Consider the following 23,209-nt stretch of genomic DNA (forward strand, 5'->3'; position numbering starts at 1 on the left):
AATTATGCTATAATAAAAAGGCCTGTATATTTCGCATAGAAAGGATAGGATCATGACTAAAAAATACTTTTTCTTTGACATTGACGGGACCCTGGGACTCGGGATTTCAAGCATCATTCCGGCTGACAGCCTCTATTGCCTGCGCCGCCTCATGAAGGCCGGCCATTTTGTGTCCATCGCCTCAGGAAGATTACAGCACGATGCTCAGTCCTTTGCCGACCGCTATGGGATCCCGGCCGTCGTAGCCGACGGCGGCAACAGCTTGTCCTTAAACGGAGACGTGTTCGAAATGACCGGCCTTCCCCTTGAAAACTGCAAATCCCTCCTACACGAATTGGACCGGCGCGGCTTTGCCTGGGCCGTCGTCACCGACAACACGATCCATCGTTACACCCCATATGAGACCTTTCCCCATGCCGACCCGCGCAACTATATGAAAACCGTCGTCAAACCCATCGATATCGACGAGTTGACGACGGTCTATAAAATCATGTACGCCCGGCCGGAGAAAAAAGACGATGAACCCGATTCATACGGTCTGCCTCACTTGGAATATATCGACCATACGTACCTCATCGAACCGACGGATAAGCGCCGCGGCATCCTGCGCATGCTGTCCCGCGTCGGCGGAAAGCCGGAGGACGCCGTCGTATTCGGTGACGGCTTCAACGACATCACCATGTTCGAAAAGCCATTCTTCGCCATCGCCATGGGCAACGCCCGGGAGGCCCTCAAAGAGAGAGCCGACTATATCACGGACGACCACGACAAGGGCGGCATTTTAAAGGCCTGTAAAAAATTCGGCTGGTTATAAGGGATCGTTCCGGCCGGCCCCTTTAAGGAGTGCATCTTTCAGCCGGTCTTCGATCTGAAGCAGTTCCTGTTCGGCTGCCTGCCGCTTCTGACGGCCTTCACTTTGAATGCGAAGCGTATCTTCAATGGTAGCAATCAAATCGTCATTGACCTGTTTCACCGTTTCGATGTCGACGATGGCCCGTTCATTTTCAACGGCCGTGTCATGAGAATTCTGCTTGAGCATGGCGGCATTGCGCTTTAAAAGGTCATTCGTCGTATTGGACACAGCCTGCTGCATCTGGAGGGCTTCCTTCTGCCGACTAAGACCGAGGGCCAGGATCATCTGGTTCTTCCACAGGGGAATCGTATTATAAATAGCGCTCTGAATCCGATCGACGAGGATTTTGTCATTGTCCTGGATGATCCGGATCTGCGGCGCCGTCTGAATGGCAATGGTCTTACTGATTTTCAGGTCATGAACCTTCTTTTCAAAGCGGCTGACAGAATTTTTAAAATCCTGAACGACCTGTGTCGCCATCGGGTTGTCTGAGGCCTGAGCCTGGGCTTCCAATTGAGGAATCGTCGTTTCATTCAATTCCTGAATTTTTTCTTCCCCGGCCTGGATGTAGAGCTGGAGCTGCTTAAAATATTCCAAATTCTTATCGTACAGCCCGTCGAACATGGCTACGTCCTTCATGAGGATCATCTTCTGCTTATCGAGACCGGCCTGAATATTGTCAATCTGAGCCGATAAGGTCAAATAAGACTGCTGCAATGCCGGCACCTTTTTAAATAAGGACCCGACGACAGGGATATTCGCCAGGAATCCCTTAGCGCCATCTTGTTCTTCTTCAAAATCGTGAACTTTCTTTACCAGGTCGTTGAGAAGGTCACCGGCTGCCGTCTGATCGGTACTCTTTACGGTCGATAAGATGCTGTTGGAGAAAGACGCGATATTGTTTTGGGCAGCAATGCCGTATTGGGCAATGGCATTGGCCGTGACCAAGTTTATCGACTCTTTGATGGTATCGACTTGTTTCCGTTCTTCGGCTGTAAGCGTTTCCACCTGACGATTAAAATTGACCAGTTCCTTCTTTTCATAGCTTTTGGGAGTGCCCTCATCGGACTGTTTTTTATCCAAAAGGTCGTTCAAATTAATCTCCGCCATAATAACACCCTACTTTCGTTTCGTATTTAAAAATTTATCCGTCAAATCAATGATTGAGTTGACCAAATCATTATTGCGTTCCGGAATGTTTCGGCTTTCGGGAATTTCAGGCTTTAAGCCATCGGCAGCCATATTGTCCTTCATAACCTTCATTTCTGCATCGAGGTCCATGAGCTGGGCATTGAGGACCTTAGAAAATTGGTCGGCATAGGCTTCATCAAAATTATTCAAGAGCCGTTTAATCTGAAGCTTAGACTGCTGTACTTCCGCAGCGTCAAGGCCGGTCTGTTCCAGTTCTTTATACTTTTGTACCAATAAAATGGCCCGATCCTGGTAATAATCGACGAAACGACGTGACAAGCTGATCCGTTCCGGATGGCTTTGGAGATACGTCAAAAAATTTTTGGCAATGCCCTGCATCTTACCGACCTGCTTGCGCAGTTCCTTATCGCTTAAGGTCTTCATTTCCCGATCAAGGGTATTGAAGTCTTCGACGGCCCGCTTAAAGAGGTCTGTATTCAGCTTATCCAGTTCTTCATTACCGCTGGAAACGACGACTTTAGGCTTGAACTTCTTTCCCCGAAAGGCAAACCGAAGGGCAACAAGACCGACGATTAAAGCAAGAATGCCCGGGATATTGGTAATTTCCAGAATCCCTGCCGTTACGAAACAAAGAAGGGCTATAAAAAACATAAGAACGCGCATAATATTGCCTCCTCCGTATAAAGATTCTCTTTTGTTAATCATACCATATTTCCCGGACATTTGTCGTCATTCTGTTAATATTTACAAAAAAAAGAAGCTGCCTGGGAACTGACCCCCTAACGTGGGACCAAAAATCCGACGTCAGAGGGTCAGTTCACTATTGGGCAGCTTCTTTTTCAGCTTGCTTTTCTTTATAACGTTTTGTCCATTTCCAGCGATTGTGCAGCCAGAACCAGTCTTCCGGATATTGACGGATATGAGCTTCTAACCGGTCGTTGAGTTCCTGCGTCGTTTCGTACATGATCCGCTCTTTTTCCGCTTTCGAGAGCTTGTGATCAGACGTATAGGGCCGCAAAGGCGGCTGCACTTCAACGACGTGATGGTATGGCCTGTCTTCCCGGATAAAGATAGTCACAATGGGATAGTTGGCGATGCCGGACATCTTAGCCGGACCGTCAGCCGTCAGCGTATCACGGCCAAAGAGTTTAACCATGATGCCTGTATATCCCGGGTCCTGGTCCATGAGAAGGCCGATATAGTGACCGTCCCGGAGGAGTCTTACCATGTCGCGAATGCCCGTCTTATAGGTGACGTGCTGTTTCATCATAGCCCGATATTCATTGATGAACTTATCGGCACTATGACTGTCCTGCTCCTGGGCTACGGAAATGAGAGGATAGCCATTCATGGCAAGTACAGCCCCGAGGAGCTCCCAGTTTCCGGCATGAGAGGCCATGATGATGGCCCCATCTCCGCTTTCCTTGAGGGCTTCTAAGTGCTCGCGTCCCTTAAAGGAAACTTTTTCATCGAGGGTTTCCTTCGTATAGACCGGATACCGTAAGACTTCTATGATCATCGGACCAAAGCGAAGGGTACTGGCTTTGGCAATAGCCATGGCCTTGTTCGGGTCATCGGTAATGCCGCAGTCCAAGATTTGCTGCTGAGCCAATACTTTCCGTTTCTTGGGGACGAAGGTCCAGAAAAAAGAACCTAAAAAAATGCCCAGGCTGCGGCAGCAGCCGTCCGGAAGATGGCAGACAATCCAGCTCAGACATTTCATGAAGGTATACATAAGCCTGTCCTCTTACTGCTGTTCTAATTTCTGTTCTAATTGGGCAATCTTTTTTTGCAAATCCTTGATGGTCTTAGCCATTTCCGGTAAGTGCTTCAAAAATACCTGGGTACGGCTCCATTCCATATGAGGCCGTGCCGGGAACCCGGCATAGGTCTGATTGCCTTTGATATTGCCGATAATTCCTGACTTACCGGCAAAGACAGCGTTGTCGCCAATCGTGACGTGGCCCGTACAGCCCGTCTGTCCGGCAAAGATAACGTGGTTACCGGCCTTGGTACTGCCGGCAATGCCGGACTGGGCAATGATGAAGCAATCTTCACCGATTTCAACGTTGTGACCCAGGTGGACCAAGTTATCGATTTTAGTACCTCTGCCAACCTTCGTCGCCCCCAGGGTCGCATTGTCCAAGCAGGTGCAGGCGCCAATTTCGACGTCGTCACCGAGGATGACGTTTCCGATCTGCGGAATGCGGGTATGCTTCCCTTTTTCCGTGGCAAAGCCGAAGCCTTCGCCGCCGATGACGGCATGGGCCCGGATGACGGCATTTTTGCCGAGGACGCAGTGTTCATGGATGACGGCACCGGGATAGAGGACCGAGCCTTCGCCAATTTTGACATGGTCGCCTAAAAAGACGTAGGGATAAATGACAGACCCCTTACCGATTTCAACGTTTTTGCCGATGACGGCATACGGCATGATGGAGACATCTTCCCCGATGACGGCAGTCTCATCGACGATAGCCGTCGGATGAATACCGGGAGTAATCGACTGACGGGGGTGAAACAAGACCAGGAGCTGCGAAAAAGCCAAACGGGGATTTTCTACGATGACCAGTGTATTATCACCGGCCGGTACTTCTTTGTCGACAATGACGGCGCCGGCATGGACCTGCGGCAAATATTCCGTATACGGATCGACGGCAAAGGTAATATCGTTTTGACCTGCTTCTTCCAGGCTTTTTACGTCACCAATGACGGCATCACCGTTGCCGATGACCGTCCCGCCCAGCAATACTGCTAATTCCTGTACTGTTTTATTCACTATATACAACCCCTTTTTACTGCATTTTGGCAATAAGATCATCGGTAACATCGATGCCGCCGGAAGGAACGGCTTCTTTCATGACGATGATGCCGACGTTTTTATCCTTAGCGATATCACCTAACCGGCTTTCAAGATCCGACATGAATTGACGCTGCATGCTGGCGCCGAAAATATTGAGTTCCTGCTGAGCCTGCTGCTGCTTCTTCTGAAAATCTTCAGCAGACATGGTCTGTTTCGCATCCTGCAGTTCTTTATCGATAGCCTTCTGCTTATCTTCCGTCTTCTGCTTATATTGCTGAACAAGGGGCGCTTCTTTCTGTATGCGCGACATATCGACAACACCTACATTATCTTTACCGCCGCAGCCGGCAAGAGCCCCTGTAAGGGCTACCATGACGGCGACGATTCCAAAGCGCTTCCAAACTTTTTTCATTCCTAAAAGCCTCCTGTTATGCCAATTTGGCAATGATATCATCGGTCACATCGGCGGCTGTACCGACACCTTCATAGTCGGAAAAGATCATGTCGATGCCCTGTTCCTGGGCAACGGCAGCCGCCTTATCACGGATATCTGCCATGATGGCTTCTTTCACATCGTTCATTTCTTTTTCTTTTGCCTCGAGCTTATCTTTCCACTCTTTATTCCACACAGCCGGTTCGGGCCGATTTTTCAGTTCCCCCATTTGCTGTTGGAAAACCGCTTGACTCTGAAGTTTTCGCCCTTCAAGGTCGGTCTTGACCTGCTGGGCATAGTCTTCGAGTTCCTTCTTAGCCTGAGCCTTGTAGGGCTCCATAGCCGCAGCGATTTCATTGGCCGTACTGCCCGTCACCAACACCTCTGCATTACTGCCTCGCAAGAGGGCTTGCAGCTGTTCTTCCGTCGCTGCCCGCTCTTCTTTTGAAAGGTCTAAGGTCTTTAGCTTCAGCTGGAGATTGACGATTTTTAAGGCATCGGCATCTGATATGACCGGCGTCGTCTTTTTCTTTTCTTCGACAAGGGCGTCATACTGCTGTTTTAAACGGTTGTTGAGCTCGTCCTGCTTGATGGCGACTTTAGCCTGTAATTCCTGATTGAGAGCCGCCGTACCGGCTGCATCGACAGCCGCAAACTGCTGCATCGACACGCCTTCGGCTTGAGCCTTACGGGAGTAATTCCATTGTTCAAACTGATATTGGGCAACCATGGCATTGTATTCCAGTTCTAACCGGTGATACTCGCTGTAGCGCGGATGGCTCATGACGACGTGTTCCAAGTCTGCATAGGCATAGACCGGCGTCGCTGCTGCCGCTGGCACGGATTGATCCCGATGGCTGAAAAACCACCAGCCGGCCAAGAGGCAAACGAAGAGAACCACGGCACCGGCTGCCGCATATATCCGTTTCATAAGAACTCCTTACTGATTGTTGCTGGTGCTGCTGGAGGAAGCACTCGAATTCTGGTTCAGTTCTTTCGTAACCTGATCGGTAATATCCGTGCCGCCATAGAGAACGACGCTCTTTTCAACAACCAAGCTGAGGCCTTTGGTCTGGGCTACATTACCGACAGCCGTATCGACCTTATCTTTCAGGCCTTTAAAGAGTTCCTGACGTTTCGTAGTCAGTTCGCCCTGCATCTTCTGGAAGAGTTCCTGTTTCTGCTGGTCATCCATGTTGGCCGACTGCTGTTCAAACTGTTTCTGCATATCTTCTTCGGCCTGCTGGAGCTGTTTCTGTACTTCAACGGCATCCTGGTTATCCGGCGTAATGATTTTGCTGGTATCGACGACGCCGATATTGCTCGAAGGCGCAGCATTTACCGGATTGCCCGTCTGCATGATAGCAAGACCGGCGATACTGAATACAAAGATAGCGGCAATGACTGCCGAGAAAATTTTAATATTGCGTTTCTTACCCATTTCAGACATCATAATAGAAAATCTCCTTTATCTTACAAATAACCTATGATTCGAAGCCAATGATCATGGTCGGATACGACATACTCTAAGCCGACATAATCGTCGACGCGATACTGAAGGCCTACTTCATTTTCGGTATGCGTCAAATCGCGGTCATACCGCAGGGCCCAACGGCTGCCCAAGGGCTGCCGAAGCCACAGGTGATGGCTGTCGTCGAGGCTTTCAAACTGATAGCCCGTCTCGGTACCGCCGGTAAAGCGGTAGAAGTACCCGGGAATAAAGTTCCAATCGAGAGGCGAGGGCATGAATTTGACCTCCCCGTATATCTCATGGTGACTTCCGATTTTTCGTCCCAAGTGAGCCATAAGGACCGTGTCCGCTTCATCATGACGACGGCCTATATCGAGATAGGCACCACCGCGGATGTCGTAAAAAGCAGTTTCCGAAGTAATGCTTATCGTCGTGTCTTCATCGACGGCAAGAGACGGCGTCACGTGGAGTCCGTAATGCTTGATGACCCACTGGCGCTGTACATCCCCGGAAAGGGCTGCCATGACATCCTGTTCATGACGGCGGACGAAAGCGACCGGCAACCCTTCCAAACCGGCATAGGTATGCTCCAGATTGTTCCGAGCGCTGAGAAAGATGACCTTAGGCACATCTTCTCCTTTAATGGCTACGCGAACGTTGCGAACGACCGGAAGTTTAGGCATCATATAGACCGTCACGTCCGTTTCCTGACCGCCGCGAATCACGATATGCGGATAAAACTCGGGAACTCTCGTTTCCAATTCCGTTTCCATGACCGATTTGACGGCACCATTGGCCCAATCGAGGGCATCAACAGGCAGACCGATGAGCAGGTTTTCCACCATGTCACCGGCACCGCTGAGGTCTTTATCAACCATCTGGCGTCCCATTTCCGGCAAAGCCCCGTAATCGACGGTCAGGTTCACCTTGCGAATCGTATCGCCCCAAGGCCGGATACGGACATCGAGGTCGGTCCGGCTCCCCGGGTTGATGGCGATAGATTCTACGGTATAGCCGATGAGGACGCGATTGATGATATCGTTGACGATTCGCTCGTATTCCTCAGAGCGGCCGGCAATGTCTTCGCTGTCCTGATTGAGAAATACATGATTGCCGACAGTCTGAATACTGGCAGCAATCCGTCTCTGGACCAAGGGCGGGATTGTCTCTTGGACAGAAGACAGGTGTACCGCCACCTGTTCTACAGAGGCAGCGGCAACACTACTAAGACTAGCACAGACAGTAAAGACAGTCAATAAACAAGTGCGGATTCTCATCATCCACGACCTTTCACGACCCTAGAACTTGCCGCCAAAGCTGAAGTGGAACTTGCCGCCTTCGCTGCCGATACCGTAGTCTAAACGAATCGGGCCGATCGGCGTCGTAATACGGAAGCCGATACCGCCGGAATAGTGAATCTTATTATTTTCTTTATACCAAGGAATGTTTTCTACGCCGCCCCAGGCATTACCCACGTCGGTAAAGACGACGCCCTGGATTTTTTTAGCAATGGGGTAACGATATTCAATGGTCGCTTCATACATTTTGTTGCCGCGGAATTCATCGTCTTCATAGCCGCGCAGCGTATCGGCACCGCCCAAGGTAAAGAGGTCATTGTAGGGCATGTCACCGGTGGCAATACCGCCCATGAGACGAACGGCAATGACGTGAGCACGGCCGACTTTATAATAGAGGCGGTTTTCCGCAATGAACTTGAAGTAGTCGAAGTCACCGCCCATGCCGTGACCGGCCCAAACACCGGTGAAGGCCAAGCGTTTCCCCTTCGTCGGATCGTAGACGTTATCGCGGTTATCGAAAACGTGAGACCAGGTCATGCTGTTGGTCCGGCCGAAGTTATTCTTTAAATAATTTCGATAGGCATCGGCACTGCCGCCCCAATAACCATAGTAGTCGCCCGTCCCGTCGACCCAGGACTGATAGTCAGCCCCGCTATTATAGTCGGTATACTTCGTTTTCTTCGTTTCTAAGGTGACATAGTCGCTGACGTATTCACTGCGGACACGGCCGTAGGTAACGTTGAAGCCGTTGGTCCGGCGGTCGTAGTCGGCAACGGAGTCGCCCTTTTCGTTATAGTCTTCGTATTCCGATTCGCGGTCAAAGAGGCTGAAGCCGATGGAGTCTCCGGCATCATTGAGATAGGGATGGGTATAGGAGAAGATATAGTTCTTATTGGAATCCGTATTACCGCCGAATTCCCAGCTGATATTGACCTTATCACCAGTACCGCGGAGGTTCGTTTCACTGAGGCCGAGAATACCGACTAAGCCGTCCGAATCGGAGTAGCCGGCACCGATGGTAACGGACCCCGTCTTCTGTTCGGTAACGTCGATTTCAACGATGACGTTCTGGGCATTTTTCTGGCCCTGGAGGAGGCGGACGTTGACGTCTTCAAAATAGCCCGTATTATAAACACGCTGAATACTGCGGCTAGCCGCATTTTTATTGAAGATATCGCCCTTCTTCATGCGCAGTTCACGCATGATGACGTTATTCCGGGTCTTCGTATTGCCGCGGAGGTTGATATTTTCAATGCGGGCTTCGGTAATCGCAATATGGAGGGTCCCTTCGTCGTCCAAACGGACATCAGAGACGTGACTCATCATATAGCCGGCATTGGCAAAGGCCGTATTGATATTGGCAACGTCATGGCTAACGACGGCCGTATTGAGGGTCGTGCCCGGCGTCGTAGCGACAAGTTTCATCAAATCGCCGGTGCTGATCGATTCGTTGCCGACGATGTCGATTTTCTTAACGACAGGATTCATTTGAACGGTATAGTTCAGGACAACGCCTTCAGGAACGTTGGTAAAGGCCGGTTTTACCGTTGAAAATAAACCCGTCGCCCCGATGACATTGAGATCATGACGGATGTAGTCCATGTTGATGGCATCGCCGACGCGCATAGCCAGACGAGGCAGGATGTTCTGTTCAATCTGCGGTTCCGGCACGGGGCTGACCGAAACCGACGTCGCGACCTTATCGACATAAGGCTTTAGTTCGGCATCGGTTACGGCTTCACCGTAGGGCAGGGATACGTCCTGTCCGGGTTGGATGACCGCCATGGGATATCCGGGAATGGAAGTATCGAACTGCATATCGCTGGTCCCGCTCATATAAGTAACTTTTTCACCGGAAATCTGCGGTGTCTTATCGACAGGTTCGGGATTTCTGGCTTCTTCAGCCTTGCGAGCCGCTTCTTCCGCTTCCTGCTGAACGGCTTCAGGACTTCTCCCGGCTGCAATGGAAGCCAGTTCATCTTCCGTTTCATAACCCGTAAGGCCTGATTTAGCAGCTTGGATCGCTTCTTCTTTAGACTCATCATTCGGCGAAGTTACGACAGCATTGACCGCTGTTTTCTTGTCATCATCCGTCGGTGCTGCCGCCGACCCTGAAGTCGTAACCGTTCCGGTAGTCGACGCTTCATAACCGGTCGTCGCCGTCGTATCCTCTGCCCAGACGGGGCAAGTCATTATCGCGCTGGTTACCATCAGCGCGAGCAGTTTCTTCTTCCGCATATTCATAAAAATCCTCCATTAGTTATTTCGCCATACCGGTACCGCGTAGGGTATGACGCGCTTCTTGTACAGTAGCTTGTAATTGGCTGTCCGACAGGACTGCCTTTTCTTCCCGCACAGCGGGCGATGCCGTTTGCTGGTCGCCTGCAGCCGGAGCGGACGGCTGTTCAGCCAGTTCTTCGACAACAGCAGGAGTTGCTGCCATCGACGTTTGCGGCAAGGATTGAACAGAGAGCTGCGTTTCCTGATCCGTGCCGGACTTTCCGGCAGCTTCTTTGGAAACTGCAGCCGGCGGGGCTGCGCTGTCCGCAGTATCGCCTGATTCATGCTTTGGCCGTTCTCCATAAACGGATGCTTCTACCGACCGCGGCAAGTCAGTCTGCCGCGGCTGATGGAAAAGATACCAGCCGCCCGTCACCAAACAAAGGGCCGTGACGATGGCTCCAAGGCGCAAAAAGCGCTTATGGGCGGGACGGTGTCGGCGTAAATTCTTCATTTCCGCCTCGGCCAGCATCAAATTGAGTTCGCCCTTGATATCGGACTCTTTGTCAAAAGATGCTTCCGCCTTTTCCAGCCAGGACTGAACAGCCCGAACACGGTGAAGGGTATCGTTTTGGGAGCGTTTCATACAGCCTTCTCCTTTCTGTATAAACGAATACGCTTATAATATCGGATGAGGCCATATGAGTTTATACCGGCAAAAGAAAGCAAAAATATGCCATAATCTATATTTTACAGCATTTTCCAATTCTTTTCACCTAAAAACAGGCCAAATTTACGAAATTACAAAAAATTTAATCCCGGCTGTCGTGAATAAAGCGGCTGAGCATCCCCCTCACCCTGCGGATGCCCCGCTTTTGCAGACGGTATACGTAAGGCAGACTGATATCGAGGGCCTTCGCTAAATGCTTCTGCTCGACATCGTTCAGATAGACGCCTTCGACGACGGCCTGCTCTTTTTCAGGCAGGCGCTGCAGTACCCCGCTGACTTTTTCAAAAAGGAACTGGCGACTCGCCGCTTCCGCCGGGTCCTCTCTGTCATCGCACAAGGTATCCTGCAGAGTCATCCCCTGTTCGTCTGGTGCATCGAGGGACATGGCACTGACGGCCCCTTCCCGCTTTAAATAGTCGAGGATAGCCCCGCGGATGCGATGAACGGCAAATAAGGGAAAAGCCACACCGCGGCTGTGGTCATAGCGCTCAACGGCTTCCATGAGCCCCAGTGTCCCTTCTTGCAGGGCATCGAGCAAAAGATCCGTGTGGATATTCCAGCGCATGGCTTCTTTAAATACCAGGGGCTGGTACTGTTCAATAAGACGGCTGCGTGCCCCGGCATCGCCGCCTTCTTTATAAGCCTGCCACAAAGCAGCTTCTTCTTCCGGCTGCAACAAGGTTATCTTCTGCAGTTCCTGTAAATAATCTTCCAGCATGGCCTTTCACCTCCTTTCATCGTTTCCATGAGGCACATAAAAAGATAGATTTAGAAATTGTATTTATAGAGGGCACCGATAAAGTTGTTGTCGCTCGATGTCCAGGCACTGAGACTGAAGCGGCTGCCCAAATCATACATGATACCGAAACGATTGTCATCGTGATTGAGGCCAAAGGCCGCTGTGACCATAAAGTCATTGAACAGGTATTTGCCCATTTCAATATTGTAGTAGTTGTTGCCGACATCCGTATTTCTATCATTGAGGTCGAGGGACCCGTTGGTTACGGTCAGCATATCTAAGGACAAGGCTTTTTCCAGGCTCTGAGTAATACCCAAGCTGTTCAGCGTCATGCGGATGCCCGAACCGAGGAGGGAATTCATATCATCTTCACCGATGGAACTCTGGGGACGGCCGCTGCCATTGCGCAGGGTAATGAGCGATACGATCTGCGGCTTGGTGAGCGGCGGATCCGAACGAAGCAGGAGATCCATGTTATCGGCCTGACCGCGCAGAGTCAGCATGACCGTATATTGGCCGACGCGGCTGATACCTTCGGCATCGATATACGGCAGAAGTGAGTCGTAGCGTGAAAAGTCGGCAATGGCCTTGGAAACGCGGAAATTCGTATCCAAGTAGTGAACCGAACCGCGCGTAGCTTCAAAACGGCCTGACGGATTGGGATGTTCCAGGCTGCCCTTAAAGGAAACGGCGCCGGTCACCATGAGGTCATAGAGAGCCGAGTTATAAAGACGGACCTTGTCGCCTAAGGATAAGGTAAAGTCGAGGTCCAAATCAGGCGTCGATGAGCTTTCGCTGAGGGTCAGCGGGACGTCAATGGTCGCGTTGTTGATATCGATAAGGCCGCCGATTTTCGGTCGTCCGTCACCGGGCGTGACGTTGATATACCCCGTAAGGGGCCCATTATAGTAAGGATTATCCACATTGAGATTGGCAAAATCTGCCGATAAGGAGTACGTATCGAGGCTGCGGCCGCTCCACGAGGCATTTCCGCTGATACTGACACTGCCGGGATCCTTCTTGCCTTTTTTATCCATAGTGCCGCTGCCGCTGAGGACGGCGCTACGTCCCTTGAAGGATAAATCGGCGTTGATATCATTTAGCGGATAAACCGTATCCTTGAACTTAATGGTCCCGTCTTTTACGGTAATGTCACCGGTAACCTGCGGATCCGCCAGAGTTCCGCTAACCTTAACGGCCCCTTGTATCTGACCGTCGGCATCCGTTACATAAGGGGTAAGGAAGGTCAGGATATCGAGGTTCGTATTCGAGAGCTGGAAGTCGACATCCATCGACTCATCGGTCTTACCGCCGGAAAGGGCACTGACAGGAATCGTCCCTTTGGCGCTGATTTTATAAGGGTCGCGGCTGGCACTGGCTTGCTGGACCGTAATCATGCCGCGACGAATATTAAACAGGGCAAAGGCACCGCTGATGGAAATGCCATTGGCCGTACCGCTTCCAAGCTGAGCCGATACGTCGGCCTGAAGGTCATCAGAGGTCCCGCTGAGGTCAGCGGCAAAATCGATGGGCGCATCGACGACGAAATCATTCTTGCCCAATACAGTCATCAAGGCCTTAGACGGGAACTGTTTCGCTGCCACCGATAAAGCCACCGGGCCATGAAGGGCATAGGAACCCTTGGCCGCTAAGGTACCGTCTCCGATTTTAAGAGCCAGCTTATTGATATTGACGATGCCTTGTTCCAGTCTGACGTCGACATCAGACGGATCGATGGTTTCGCCGCCAAAAGTACCTTGGCTGATATTCCCTTTCATAGAGACTGTCGGATTGTCACTGGTACCGCTGACATCAATCTGACCGTTCAGTTTCCCGGTAATATCCTGTACCGGCATATCGGCCACTTTAATCAGACCGGCAATGTCGCCGTTGACGACCGTCGCCTGGCCACGAATAAAGGAGGTTTTCGTATTATACATCAAATTGGCATCATAATTGCCATCGAGCTGTGAGAAATGCAGATTGGTCAGCCGCAGTATGCTGTCGTAATAGGCAAAATCACCATGGACGTCGTTGAGGACCATATGATTGATCACCAAATTATCTGCCTTCAAAGCCCCGGATGCCGTCGGAGCGGACATAGTTCCTCCAATATGCGCCGTCAGATCAAAAGAACCGCTGCGCGGCGTCTGATTCTGCGGGGCCAGTCGGGAAACGTCGATATTTTTCCCGGTCACATCGAGATTCAGCGTATCACCAATAGAACCTTCTAGGGCTACCGAAGCCGTATAGGACGAAATATCCCCGTTCGACAAATAGACGGTTCCCTGATTGAGGCGGTAGTCAGCACTGATATTCTTATACAAGTAACCGGCGTAGGAGCCGCTGGTCAGTCGGAAGGAACCGGCAGCCGACGGATTGTCAAGGGTTCCCTTTATCGTCACCGTATTATCGGCCCAGCCCGTGAGCGGCAAATCTTCCTTGCCGACAAGGGGCAGCAGTTGTTCCACGCGAATATGGGACGTCGTAAGCGAGGCGTCGACAGTCCGGCTGTCCAGATCCGCTCGGCCGGTCAAGGTGTGCAGGCCTTCACCGCGCCGCCAGTAGAGGGCCGGAATTTCAATCTGTTTTCCCTGACCGTGAGCCGACCCGTTAATGCTGTCAAAGAGCATCCCTTTGATTTGGCCGTCTTTGGCACTGAAGGCCAAGTCCCAATTTTGTCCGTCAATATGTCCGGCAGCATCCGCGGTCCCGCTCATAGGCACAGACAATAGCGGCGAAGCCATATCGAGGGGGATATCATGGGCTGTAAAGGAAAATTGCGGTCGTTGTTGGTCGACATCATAGGAGCCGCTGATATCAAGACTGCCGCCGCCGACATCGGCATGACCTTGATTGACGTTGACGACATGGCCGTCATAGGTCACATCGGCCTGAGCCCGGTCCGCTGCCAGTCCATTGTAGGAAAGATTCGATGCCTGTACCGTCCCCGTCGCCAGGATAGAGCCATCCTTACTGTTTCCTCCAGCTCGGAACGAGCCCGAAACGAGGCCCATAACCCCGACCGGCATATCGGGGACAGCCGTCAAATCAAGGCCGCTTACGTCGGCTTCGGCGGCATAGGCGCCTGTATTTACATCATATTGGGCCTTCCCCTTGATGTAGGCGCCAAAAGCCCGGGCCGTCAGAGAATCGACGGTCACCATCTGACCGCTGTAGTTGACGTCAGCCGAAGCCTCATCGACGGTGTAGCCGTTATAGGCAAAGTTATGAATACCGGCAGTTCCCTTCACTCGGACATCTTCGGTCGAGCCCCAGACGATACCTTTAAAATCCGCCGTCCCGCTGGTTCCTTCCGGGATGTAGCCTGCAAAAGCCGTCACATCCGCACCGGGTACGTCGACGTTGAGATTGAAAACGGGAACATCCCCATTGGTTACGACCTTACCGTCGATGCGGAAGGCCTGACCGTTGGCCAAGCCCTCGACACCTGACAGGGTAACGTCGTTGCTCGTAAGATCAGCATGCCCTTTTAATTCGTCAATGGCAACGCCGCTTACATCCAATTTACCGTCCGCAAAATCGGCCTGACCGGACATGAAAAAGCCCTTGTGACTATCAGCAACGCGGACCTTGGCATTTTTGACAGTGCCCTTCTGAAGGACGACGTCGTTTGAGGCCGGAATGAGGAAGGACGCATACCGGGCGTCGACAGCATCGGCATTGACGACAAAGTCATACTGCCGACTGGAAGCATACCTTCCATGAGCCGTGATTTTCTGTCCGTCGACATTCATATCGGCATCGATGTTCATGGACGGGTACTTGGCGAAGGAAACACTAGCCGTAACGTCGTTCCCGACGACGAGGGTATTGTCAGGCAACAGCGCCCGTACCGTGCCGTCATGAACACGGATCACGCCGCGAAAGCCGGAATCACTGCTGCTTTCCGTCGGTTTCAAAATCGACGTGATATTCCACGATCCGTCTCGATTCTGCCACAGATGAAGGACCGGTTTATTGACGTCGGCTGTGTCCAAAGCCTGGAGGATTTCCCCCTGCTTTAACGCCGTTACAATCTTACCGGGATTGACATAGATGCGGACGTCCTCGCCTTCGAAAACGATGCGGCCCTGCGAGTCTTTAATAACCGGTTTTGCCAAGACCACTTGGCCGGTCAAAGATATATCAAGAGAAGAGAACCCCAAGGTTCCATTCAGTTTACTGTTTGCAGTTGTCGTAATCATATTGCTCGCCATTTGGGTTAAAGCCGGTTTTTCCATCCACAAGGCAATGCCGGCAGATAGAAAAAAAGCGGAAAAACCGCAGGCAGCAATCCATTTTTTCTTCATAAGCAAGCTCCACATACGAAAAAAGAGAGAATTACACGTTCTAATTCTCTCTTTATTCTACCTATGGTATTGCGGAAAATCAAGAAATAGATGACAAATCGGAACGTTTCTCCGAAAATTGTTAAAAACCTGTCATCGTCCTCTTCCCTTAATATTGACCGCCTGTTCCGTTCGAAGACGGGTGGATGACGCCTGATTCGACGTCGACCCCCATGACTTGTTCAAGTTTTGCAATGCCGACGTTGTAGTCGTACAGGGCCTGGATGTGGTTGACCTGAGCTTCATTCAAGCTGAGCTGGGCATCAAGAACGTCCAGGTTGATGCCGACACCTGCCTGATAGCGGATGTTCTGGATACGATAGTTTTCGCGGGCCTGGTCGACAATGGTCTGCGTTTCTTCGACCTTTTGCGCTGCGCTGCGAATATTGAGGTAGGCCTGCTTGACGGCGAGCTGTACCGATTCGCGCGTGGCCTGTTCCGTTTCCCGTGCAACCAGGAGATCCTGCTTAGCCTGGTTGACCTTGGCTTTAGTCGCGCCGCCGTCATAGAAGGTATAGGTTACACCGGCGCCGATATTCCAGCTGCGGCGGTCGGAATCGACACCCGGGAAGTTATTATCCGACCAGCTATTGCCGCCGGTAACCGAAACCGTCGGTTTATTGCCGGCGTCGGCAATAGAGATGTTTCGTTCAGCCTGCTGTACCGCAAGGGCTGCCTGGAGGACTTCCGGACGGTATCTCATGGCGTAGTCCGTGGCTTCCTGAAGGGAAATGTTGTAAGTATTAAAGGGCAGTTGATGATCGGCCAGATTGAGCTGCGTCTGTAACGGCAGGCCGAGGATATTATTTAAATTCGATTCGGAAATGGCCACATTATTTTCGGCCGTAACGGCTGTCGTCTTGGCATTGGCCAGGGAAACAGCAGACGACAAGACGTCGACGCGGGCTTTCGTGCCGACGTTGTACTGGGCCTGGACGTTATCTAAATGGCCCTGGAGATTGGTGACGGCCTCCTGATAGACGCCTTGTAATTCCTGATAGGCTAAGAGGGCATAGTAGCCTTCAACAGCCGAATATTTCGTCGCCTGTTCGACACGGAGGATTTCTTCCTGGGCATCGACTTTACCCAATTTGGCAACGTCAATACTGCCTTCGACCTTACCGCCCGTATAGAGAGGAATGGTCACAGCCAGGGAGTTTCCAAAGGCATTGGAAATGGCATTTGTGCTCCGGGACGAAGCGAGGCTGGCGTTCGTAGCCCGCGTACGCTGAGCGCTGAAGGTGTAGTCGACGACGGGGGCTCTGCCGGCTCTGGCTTCATCGATGGCATATTCTGCCTTGCGCAGGGAGTACTTGGAGTTCTTGATATCGCGGTTGTAATCGAGGGCCATCTGAACCGTTCTGGGCAAGGTCAAATCGACGACGCCGTTCGTCGGCACGCGGCCGACGACGATGACCGGATCGATTTCATTTTTCTTAGCCCGTTTAGCCGCTTCTTTCTCAGCCAGTTTCGCCGAATCATCGGCAATCTTTTGGGCCAGTGTTTCACGCATTTCCGGCGTAATATCCGCGGTCTGGGCATTGGCTTTGGCACGTGCTTTCGCTTCGGCCTTAGCAGCCTTTTTCTGCTGTGCCTGCTGGGCTTTGATGTCCTTATCTTCCGCTTTAGCCCGGGCCTGGACTTCATCGGCCTGGGACAGATCGACAGGACGGACCGATGCCGTCGTATCGTCAGCGGACGCAACGGCGACTGTGCTTATGGTTGTAATCATCATGGCGATGACCAATTTCTTATACAGTTTGTTGTTCATCATGGGTACCCCCTGTTTTCTTTATATAGAATTTGCTAAAAAGCATAGTTAATACCATAATAATTGCCGCCATCGCGACGACTCATGGGCCGCGTGAACTGGCTGAAAAGGTAGAGATCCGACGTCAGCCGATACTGGGCTTTTAAGCGAAAACGCCAGTCATCGGGATCGTACCCTTCAAGGGACAGGCGAAAAGGCCCGTCGTGGAATAAATCAGTACCGATACCGAGGTCGCCGTTGATCAATCCGGCCCTCAAATCAAAGATGCCGTTACGACGGCCGTACTGTAAGTTGAGGTTCGTACCGTTACCGATATTTTCAGCTCCGATCAAGCCGAAACTATCGCCGCGGTACACCCTAAAATTTACAGTGCCGCTCGTTTCGTTCTTCGTCGTGTTATATAAGAGTCCGCCCTCGCCTTCGACTTTGATATCCGATGAACCGCCAAGGATTTTATTGACCTTAGTCGTGATCTGAGCCGTATTATCGAGGGTCGTCTGGATATTGGCCTGGGTCTTGGGGTCAGTCGTCATCTTTTCCATAGACTGGGCGATATTTTCAAAGCGATCGGTAATGGACTTGATGTTGGCTGCCGTTTCCCGGGCATTGGCCGAGGTCGCACCGTCACCATCGAGCTGCTGCATAGACGCATTCATTTGCGCCGTCACCGCCGCCATATTAGCCGTAATGGCTTCGACATTGGCCGCGTTGGCATCGAGCATCTGACTGGTCCGGCCCGTAATGGCATCGATATTTTGAATGGAACCGCGCATGGCAGCCTGGGTCTTTTCATCACCGATAACGGCATTGAGGCTCTTGACCATCTCATCGGCACTCCCCATGAGTTTGCTGGCACTGTCCATCATATCGTCCATGGTCTTGCCCTGCTTGCCGTCGATATAATCGCCGTCAGCTAAGAGATGGCTGCGGTCGGCGCCGGGAGAAATGGAAACGATTTTCTCCCCTAAGAGGCCGTCCGTCGTAATGACGATTTTCGAATCCCGCGGGATTTCTGTTCCCTTATCGATTTTCATGGTCACATCGACGCCGTTTCGCGACGGCGTTACTTTTTCGACCTTACCGACATGGACGCCTACGTAGCGGACAGAGTTTCCCTTTTGCAGCCCGTTGGCATCATTAAATTCGGTATGGATGACAAAGCCCGGCTTGCCAAAGAGTTCGATATGGGCCAGGCCCATGACGACGCCGCTGAATAAGAGGACAGCGACGATGGTGACGAAACCTACTTTGGCTTCTGAGCTCCACTTCATAGACTATCCCCTCTTTCTTCCGGAAGACGACCGCCGTGGATAAAGCGTTGAACGTCTTCGTCATCGGTTTGGGCAAAACTTTTTTTATCGGCAATGAGCCGAAAGCGCCCATCCTGTAAATAAGCCAACCGGTCGGCGACAAAAAAAGCCGAATCCATATCGTGGGTAACGATGACCGAGGTGGCGTGAATCTGTTTTTGCATGCTGACGACCAGACGATTGATATCCATGCAGCGCAGCGGATCGAGGCCGGCCGTCGGTTCATCATAGAGGATGACCTGCGGGTCGAGGGCAATGGCCCTGGCCAAACTGACGCGTTTTTTCATACCGCCGGATAAATCATTGGGCATCATATCTTCAATCCCATCGAGACCGACGAGATGCAGTTTTTCCTTGACGATTCGCTGCCGCGTCGCCGCATCGTCGTGAGTATGCTGACGAAGGCCGAAGGCTACGTTTTCACCAACCGTCATGGAATCGAAGAGGGCGGAATACTGAAAAACCATCCCCATGTGACGGCGAACCTCCATCAGCTGGTCTTCATCATAAGTGGTAATATCCGTATCATGGAAGAAAACATGGCCCCTTGTCGGCTTTTGCAGACCGATGATGAGGCGCAGGATCGTACTCTTGCCGGAACCGCTGGCACCGAGGACGGCCAAGGTCTCTCCCTGATGAATGTCTAAATTAATGTTGTCCAGTATGACCTTATCGCCATAAGCGACGGTCACATCGCGAAGACGAATCATGATCCTCCTCAATATAATAAAACGGATAAGATATAATTGCAGATAAAAATAAAGATGATCGATGTCACGACGGATTTCGTCGTCGCCTGACCGACGCCTTCAGCACCGCTTTGAGCATTCATGCCTTCATTGCAGGCAACGAGGGCAATGATCCCGCCAAAAAACATAGCTTTGACCATGCCCAGGACGACATCGCTTATGTTCGTAAATAATTCAATCGAATTTACATACGTAAAATGCGTCAGACCGGCCCCGAGGGTCGCCACGCCGTAGCCGCCGGCCGTCCCGATGACATAGCCGTAAAAAGCAAGCATCGGCACCATGATGACGCAGGCAATAAATCGAGGAACGACCAAATAAGCAATAGGATTGACGGCCATGCAGCGCAGGGCGTCGATTTGCTCGGTAACCTTCATGGTCCCTATTTCTGCCGTCATAGCAGCACCGACGCGGCCGGCCATGACGACGCCCGTTAAGATAGGACCCAACTCACGCCCCATAGCAACGGACATGACGCCGCCTAAGGTCGACTGTGCTCCGTAGCGCAGGAGAATGTCGACGATCTGTAAGGTCATGACCATACCGGCAAAGAGCAGAGTCATACTGACGATAGGCAGGGAATTGACGCCGAGATGAGCCATCTGGTTGAACATCAGCTGCCGTTGGTTCTTCGGAAGCTGGCGCAGCGTCCGGGCAAAAAGGATGGCGATGACACCGACTTGTTCAAAGACATGGATGGTAAACTTCCCAATGTCTTCTAAAAGTTTCTGCATGAAATACCGCCCTTTCCCTAAGTAGTAGACTACTTTTACTATACCATTATTAAAAATGGATGTAAAACACCAATATTTAATTGTGCCTAAATTGTGAGAAAATAAAGGCTGAAAACTAAAATTCTAATTTGAGTTTCCATAGGTAAAATAATAGCATTTTATGCGAAAAATGGCAAGTAAAAAGGGCCGTCCGAAGACAGCCCTTTTCAGGTCTTATTAAAGCAGGACGATTTGTCCGGTAAAAGAGCCGGTTTTACACTCAGTGGAACAGATCGAGGTCGACTGTCCGAATCACGGAAGCCGCATCTTTACCGCCGTCCTTATCTTGATTTTTGTCGTTCTTTTTATCGGTATCCTTGCTGTCATCGGTCTTGTCGGATTTTACCAGTTCGTCATCTTGGGACGCTCCATCCGATTCATCACCGATGATCGCCTTGGCTTCATTGATATTGTGGTTCTTGGCGAGGAAGGCATCGCGTTTTTCCGGTGTTACGACTTTAATCGTTATCTGGCCGTCGCCTTTGACGATGTACGGCGTAGCGATGGATGACTTGGCATCGCTTTGATTGTCGTCGCCCACATTGTGCTTACTCGGCTTAATGACATCTTTGGCACTGGTTCCCGGTTCTTTACCGCGGATTTTCTCCTTGCTCACCTTGGTCCCGCTTTCATTGATCATGCTGACGCCCTGATCGAGGATTTCAATGACCAAATCATTATTGGAGTCTTCCTTGTCGATTTCTTTTTTCAAGGCATCAAAATCTTTGTAGCGACGCAGGCGTTTGATGATTTCATCGGTCAAGTTGTAGCGCTGCTTTTCGATCAAATACGGCAAAGGAATGACACCGCCGCCGCGGACTTCTAATACCATATCCCCCAAGGGCTGATCCTTAGGCACGGTAAAGCTCATGGTCTTCACTTCATCGACACCGCGGTAGGGATGGAGTTTTACTTTAAAGTATACGTTGTCCCCGGGACTTACGACAACCGGAGCGGCTGTAGCATCGACGATGGAAGCCGACTTGCGGGCCTGGGTAATATCGACGTTCATGGTGATATCGAGAACGGGATAATCAATAAATTCGTTGTGCTTTAAGATATCGAGAACATTGTACAATTCATCAATGCTCTTTTCATTGATATTTTCTTCGGAATAATACATATTGTGGCGGGTAATGTCCTTATCGCGGCCATTAGACGAGCGAATGGTATAGGACAAGGTCGCCGTGCCGCCGCCGGTGCGGTCGATGGTCTTATTGACCGTATTATAGACCGTCGTCGCAGCTAAAACCGGGGTCAGTTCATTATCTTCAATGATCTTAACGCGTTTAGTCATGGCCGTATTGGTATCGGTATCGCGTACGTTGATCGTAACCGGAATGCCCGGTGCCAAATAGTCGTACTGACCGCTGATGCCGGCGCCCCGGTCCTGGGTAATCTTGCCGACTTCAGCACCGATAGATCCTAATTTGAAAGAGCTGGACAGGTTGTTGACAACCGTAAAAATATAAGCATTATGCATGAAATAATTGATACTGCCCTTTTTCAAAAAAGGATGACCAAAGGCCACGATGTGATCGTTGTCAACGTAGGTGACCGTACCGATAGCACCCATCTTCATATCGCCGTTAACGAAGGCGGCAGCCACACTGCTGCCGGGTTCTAAAGGCATGGCGACATCATCGGTGCTGGCCGATGCCGTATCGACGGGCATGAAATTATAATCGGGCAGCTTACTCTTCATCCACTCGGCCGACGTCGTATCAAAACCGGACATCATCAACGGCGTCGCAATGGGAATGAGCGACGATTCACGGGCGTTGAAAGGCCGGATTTCTTCCTTGGTCGGCACGTTCCACAGTTTCAACATGTCGTTGATGGGCGTAATCATACCGATGCGGGAGTTGGTAAAGGACCAGCCGTAGGCAACGGCGCCGAGGAGCTTACCGTCGATGTAAACCGGACTGCCGCTCATCCCTTGGGCAATGCCGCCGGTCTGTTCGATGAGGGGGCCGGAAAACTTGGCCAGAATCAAATCCCCCGACGGGCCGCTGTTCTTCATGACCCCTAAGATTTCAACGGGGAAGGTCTGGATTTCCGTCCCTTGAACGACGGTCTTGGCATAGCCGGTCATACCGATTTGGACGTCACTGACGTTCATAAATTCCTGAGCCTGTGCCGAAACCGCCAAAAGACAGGAAAAGGCCGCAGTCAGACAGACTCGGCCCACCATACGCCGTAAAGCAGAGACTTTCTTCGTCATGGAGGATTTCATCATTTCGTTTCCACCACGACGACAACGGCGCCCTGCTGTACCTGCGAGCCCGGCTGGACGAGGACCGATTTAACAACACCGTCTTTATCAGAACGGGCTGCCGGCATCGGACCGGCTAAAGAATTGACCGTAAGAAGAACATCTCCTTCTTTAACAGCGGCACCGACAGGGGCTACACTGACGACGCTGCCGCTCAATACGGTTATATAGGATACATCAGCCGCAGCTGCCGGCATCGCGAGAAGACCGGCGAGTCCGGCTAATACGGCGAGTCTGTAAAGTTTTTTCATGACGGCTCCCTCCATTCCTATTTCACTGA

General features: G+C 51.3%; 19 protein-coding genes. 1 reads left to right on the top strand and 18 read right to left on the bottom strand.

From position 1 onward, the window contains the following. Nucleotides 1–52: 52 nt before the first annotated feature. Nucleotides 53–814 carry an HAD hydrolase family protein gene (locus tag A0U42_RS02150; RefSeq protein ID WP_065359684.1) on the top strand — a complete coding sequence of 254 codons (762 nt, stop codon included), beginning with the start codon at nucleotides 53–55 and terminating at the stop codon, nucleotides 812–814. Here A0U42_RS02150 and A0U42_RS02155 read toward each other — a convergent pair. From A0U42_RS02155 to A0U42_RS02240, 18 genes are all read right to left on the bottom strand, one after another. Continuing rightward, a complete protein-coding gene (locus tag A0U42_RS02155; RefSeq protein WP_065359685.1) occupies nucleotides 809–1,963 on the bottom strand; it encodes a toxic anion resistance protein in 1,155 nt (384 codons plus the stop codon). The genes A0U42_RS02150 and A0U42_RS02155 overlap by 6 nt on opposite strands. A gap of 9 nt (nucleotides 1,964–1,972) precedes the next feature. After that, a complete protein-coding gene (locus A0U42_RS02160) occupies nucleotides 1,973–2,668 on the bottom strand; it encodes a 5-bromo-4-chloroindolyl phosphate hydrolysis family protein (RefSeq protein WP_065359686.1) in 696 nt (231 codons plus the stop codon). Between the two features lie 157 nt (nucleotides 2,669–2,825). Beyond that, complete coding sequence (locus A0U42_RS02165) at nucleotides 2,826–3,740, bottom strand: lysophospholipid acyltransferase family protein (protein WP_065359687.1); 915 nt, start codon at nucleotides 3,738–3,740, stop codon at nucleotides 2,826–2,828. Nucleotides 3,741–3,752: 12 nt separating this feature from the next. Beyond that, nucleotides 3,753–4,784: a UDP-3-O-(3-hydroxymyristoyl)glucosamine N-acyltransferase gene (gene lpxD, locus A0U42_RS02170; RefSeq protein ID WP_044503264.1), complete on the bottom strand. Its 1,032-nt coding sequence runs from the start codon at nucleotides 4,782–4,784 to the stop codon at nucleotides 3,753–3,755. 16 nt (nucleotides 4,785–4,800) lie between these two features. Further along, complete coding sequence (locus tag A0U42_RS02175; RefSeq protein ID WP_044503265.1) at nucleotides 4,801–5,220, bottom strand: OmpH family outer membrane protein; 420 nt, start codon at nucleotides 5,218–5,220, stop codon at nucleotides 4,801–4,803. A gap of 16 nt (nucleotides 5,221–5,236) precedes the next feature. Beyond that, nucleotides 5,237–6,172, bottom strand: a complete 936-nt coding sequence (locus tag A0U42_RS02180; RefSeq protein ID WP_065359688.1) for an OmpH family outer membrane protein — start codon at nucleotides 6,170–6,172, stop codon at nucleotides 5,237–5,239. 9 nt (nucleotides 6,173–6,181) lie between these two features. Next, nucleotides 6,182–6,694 (bottom strand): OmpH family outer membrane protein, encoded by a 513-nt coding sequence (locus A0U42_RS02185; RefSeq protein WP_065359689.1) that lies wholly within the window; start codon nucleotides 6,692–6,694, stop codon nucleotides 6,182–6,184. Between the two features lie 20 nt (nucleotides 6,695–6,714). Next, complete coding sequence (locus A0U42_RS02190; protein WP_255304077.1) at nucleotides 6,715–7,992, bottom strand: hypothetical protein; 1,278 nt, start codon at nucleotides 7,990–7,992, stop codon at nucleotides 6,715–6,717. 18 nt (nucleotides 7,993–8,010) lie between these two features. Beyond that, nucleotides 8,011–10,254 carry an outer membrane protein assembly factor gene (locus A0U42_RS02195; RefSeq protein ID WP_065359691.1) on the bottom strand — a complete coding sequence of 748 codons (2,244 nt, stop codon included), beginning with the start codon at nucleotides 10,252–10,254 and terminating at the stop codon, nucleotides 8,011–8,013. Nucleotides 10,255–10,270: 16 nt separating this feature from the next. Continuing rightward, complete coding sequence (locus A0U42_RS02200; protein WP_044503270.1) at nucleotides 10,271–10,876, bottom strand: hypothetical protein; 606 nt, start codon at nucleotides 10,874–10,876, stop codon at nucleotides 10,271–10,273. A 166-nt stretch (nucleotides 10,877–11,042) separates the two neighbouring features. Continuing rightward, a complete protein-coding gene (locus A0U42_RS02205; RefSeq protein ID WP_065359692.1) occupies nucleotides 11,043–11,678 on the bottom strand; it encodes a sigma-70 family RNA polymerase sigma factor in 636 nt (211 codons plus the stop codon). A gap of 50 nt (nucleotides 11,679–11,728) precedes the next feature. Then, nucleotides 11,729–16,012 (bottom strand): translocation/assembly module TamB domain-containing protein, encoded by a 4,284-nt coding sequence (locus tag A0U42_RS02210; RefSeq protein ID WP_065359693.1) that lies wholly within the window; start codon nucleotides 16,010–16,012, stop codon nucleotides 11,729–11,731. A 148-nt stretch (nucleotides 16,013–16,160) separates the two neighbouring features. Beyond that, nucleotides 16,161–17,825, bottom strand: coding sequence for a TolC family protein (locus A0U42_RS02215; RefSeq protein ID WP_255304078.1), 1,665 nt, complete (start codon nucleotides 17,823–17,825; stop codon nucleotides 16,161–16,163). Nucleotides 17,826–17,857: 32 nt separating this feature from the next. Next, nucleotides 17,858–19,093, bottom strand: coding sequence for an MlaD family protein (locus tag A0U42_RS02220; protein ID WP_065359694.1), 1,236 nt, complete (start codon nucleotides 19,091–19,093; stop codon nucleotides 17,858–17,860). Next, a complete protein-coding gene (locus A0U42_RS02225) occupies nucleotides 19,090–19,842 on the bottom strand; it encodes an ABC transporter ATP-binding protein (protein ID WP_044503275.1) in 753 nt (250 codons plus the stop codon). Before A0U42_RS02225 ends, A0U42_RS02220 begins: the two co-directional genes overlap by 4 nt. Before the next feature lie 8 nt (nucleotides 19,843–19,850). Continuing rightward, the gene (locus A0U42_RS02230) at nucleotides 19,851–20,615 is read right to left on the bottom strand and encodes an ABC transporter permease (RefSeq protein ID WP_044503276.1); all 765 of its coding nucleotides are present in this window, start codon (nucleotides 20,613–20,615) and stop codon (nucleotides 19,851–19,853) included. A 259-nt stretch (nucleotides 20,616–20,874) separates the two neighbouring features. Next, nucleotides 20,875–22,878, bottom strand: a complete 2,004-nt coding sequence (locus A0U42_RS02235) for a SpoIVB peptidase S55 domain-containing protein (protein WP_065359708.1) — start codon at nucleotides 22,876–22,878, stop codon at nucleotides 20,875–20,877. 11 nt (nucleotides 22,879–22,889) lie between these two features. After that, on the bottom strand, nucleotides 22,890–23,180 hold the full coding sequence (locus A0U42_RS02240) for a biotin/lipoyl-containing protein (RefSeq protein WP_044503277.1): 291 nt from the start codon (nucleotides 23,178–23,180) through the stop codon (nucleotides 22,890–22,892). Between the last annotated feature and the right edge of the window lie 29 nt (nucleotides 23,181–23,209).

This window comes from Megasphaera sp. DISK 18, assembly GCF_001682955.1.
Classification (GTDB): Bacteria; Bacillota; Negativicutes; order Veillonellales; family Megasphaeraceae; genus Megasphaera; species Megasphaera massiliensis.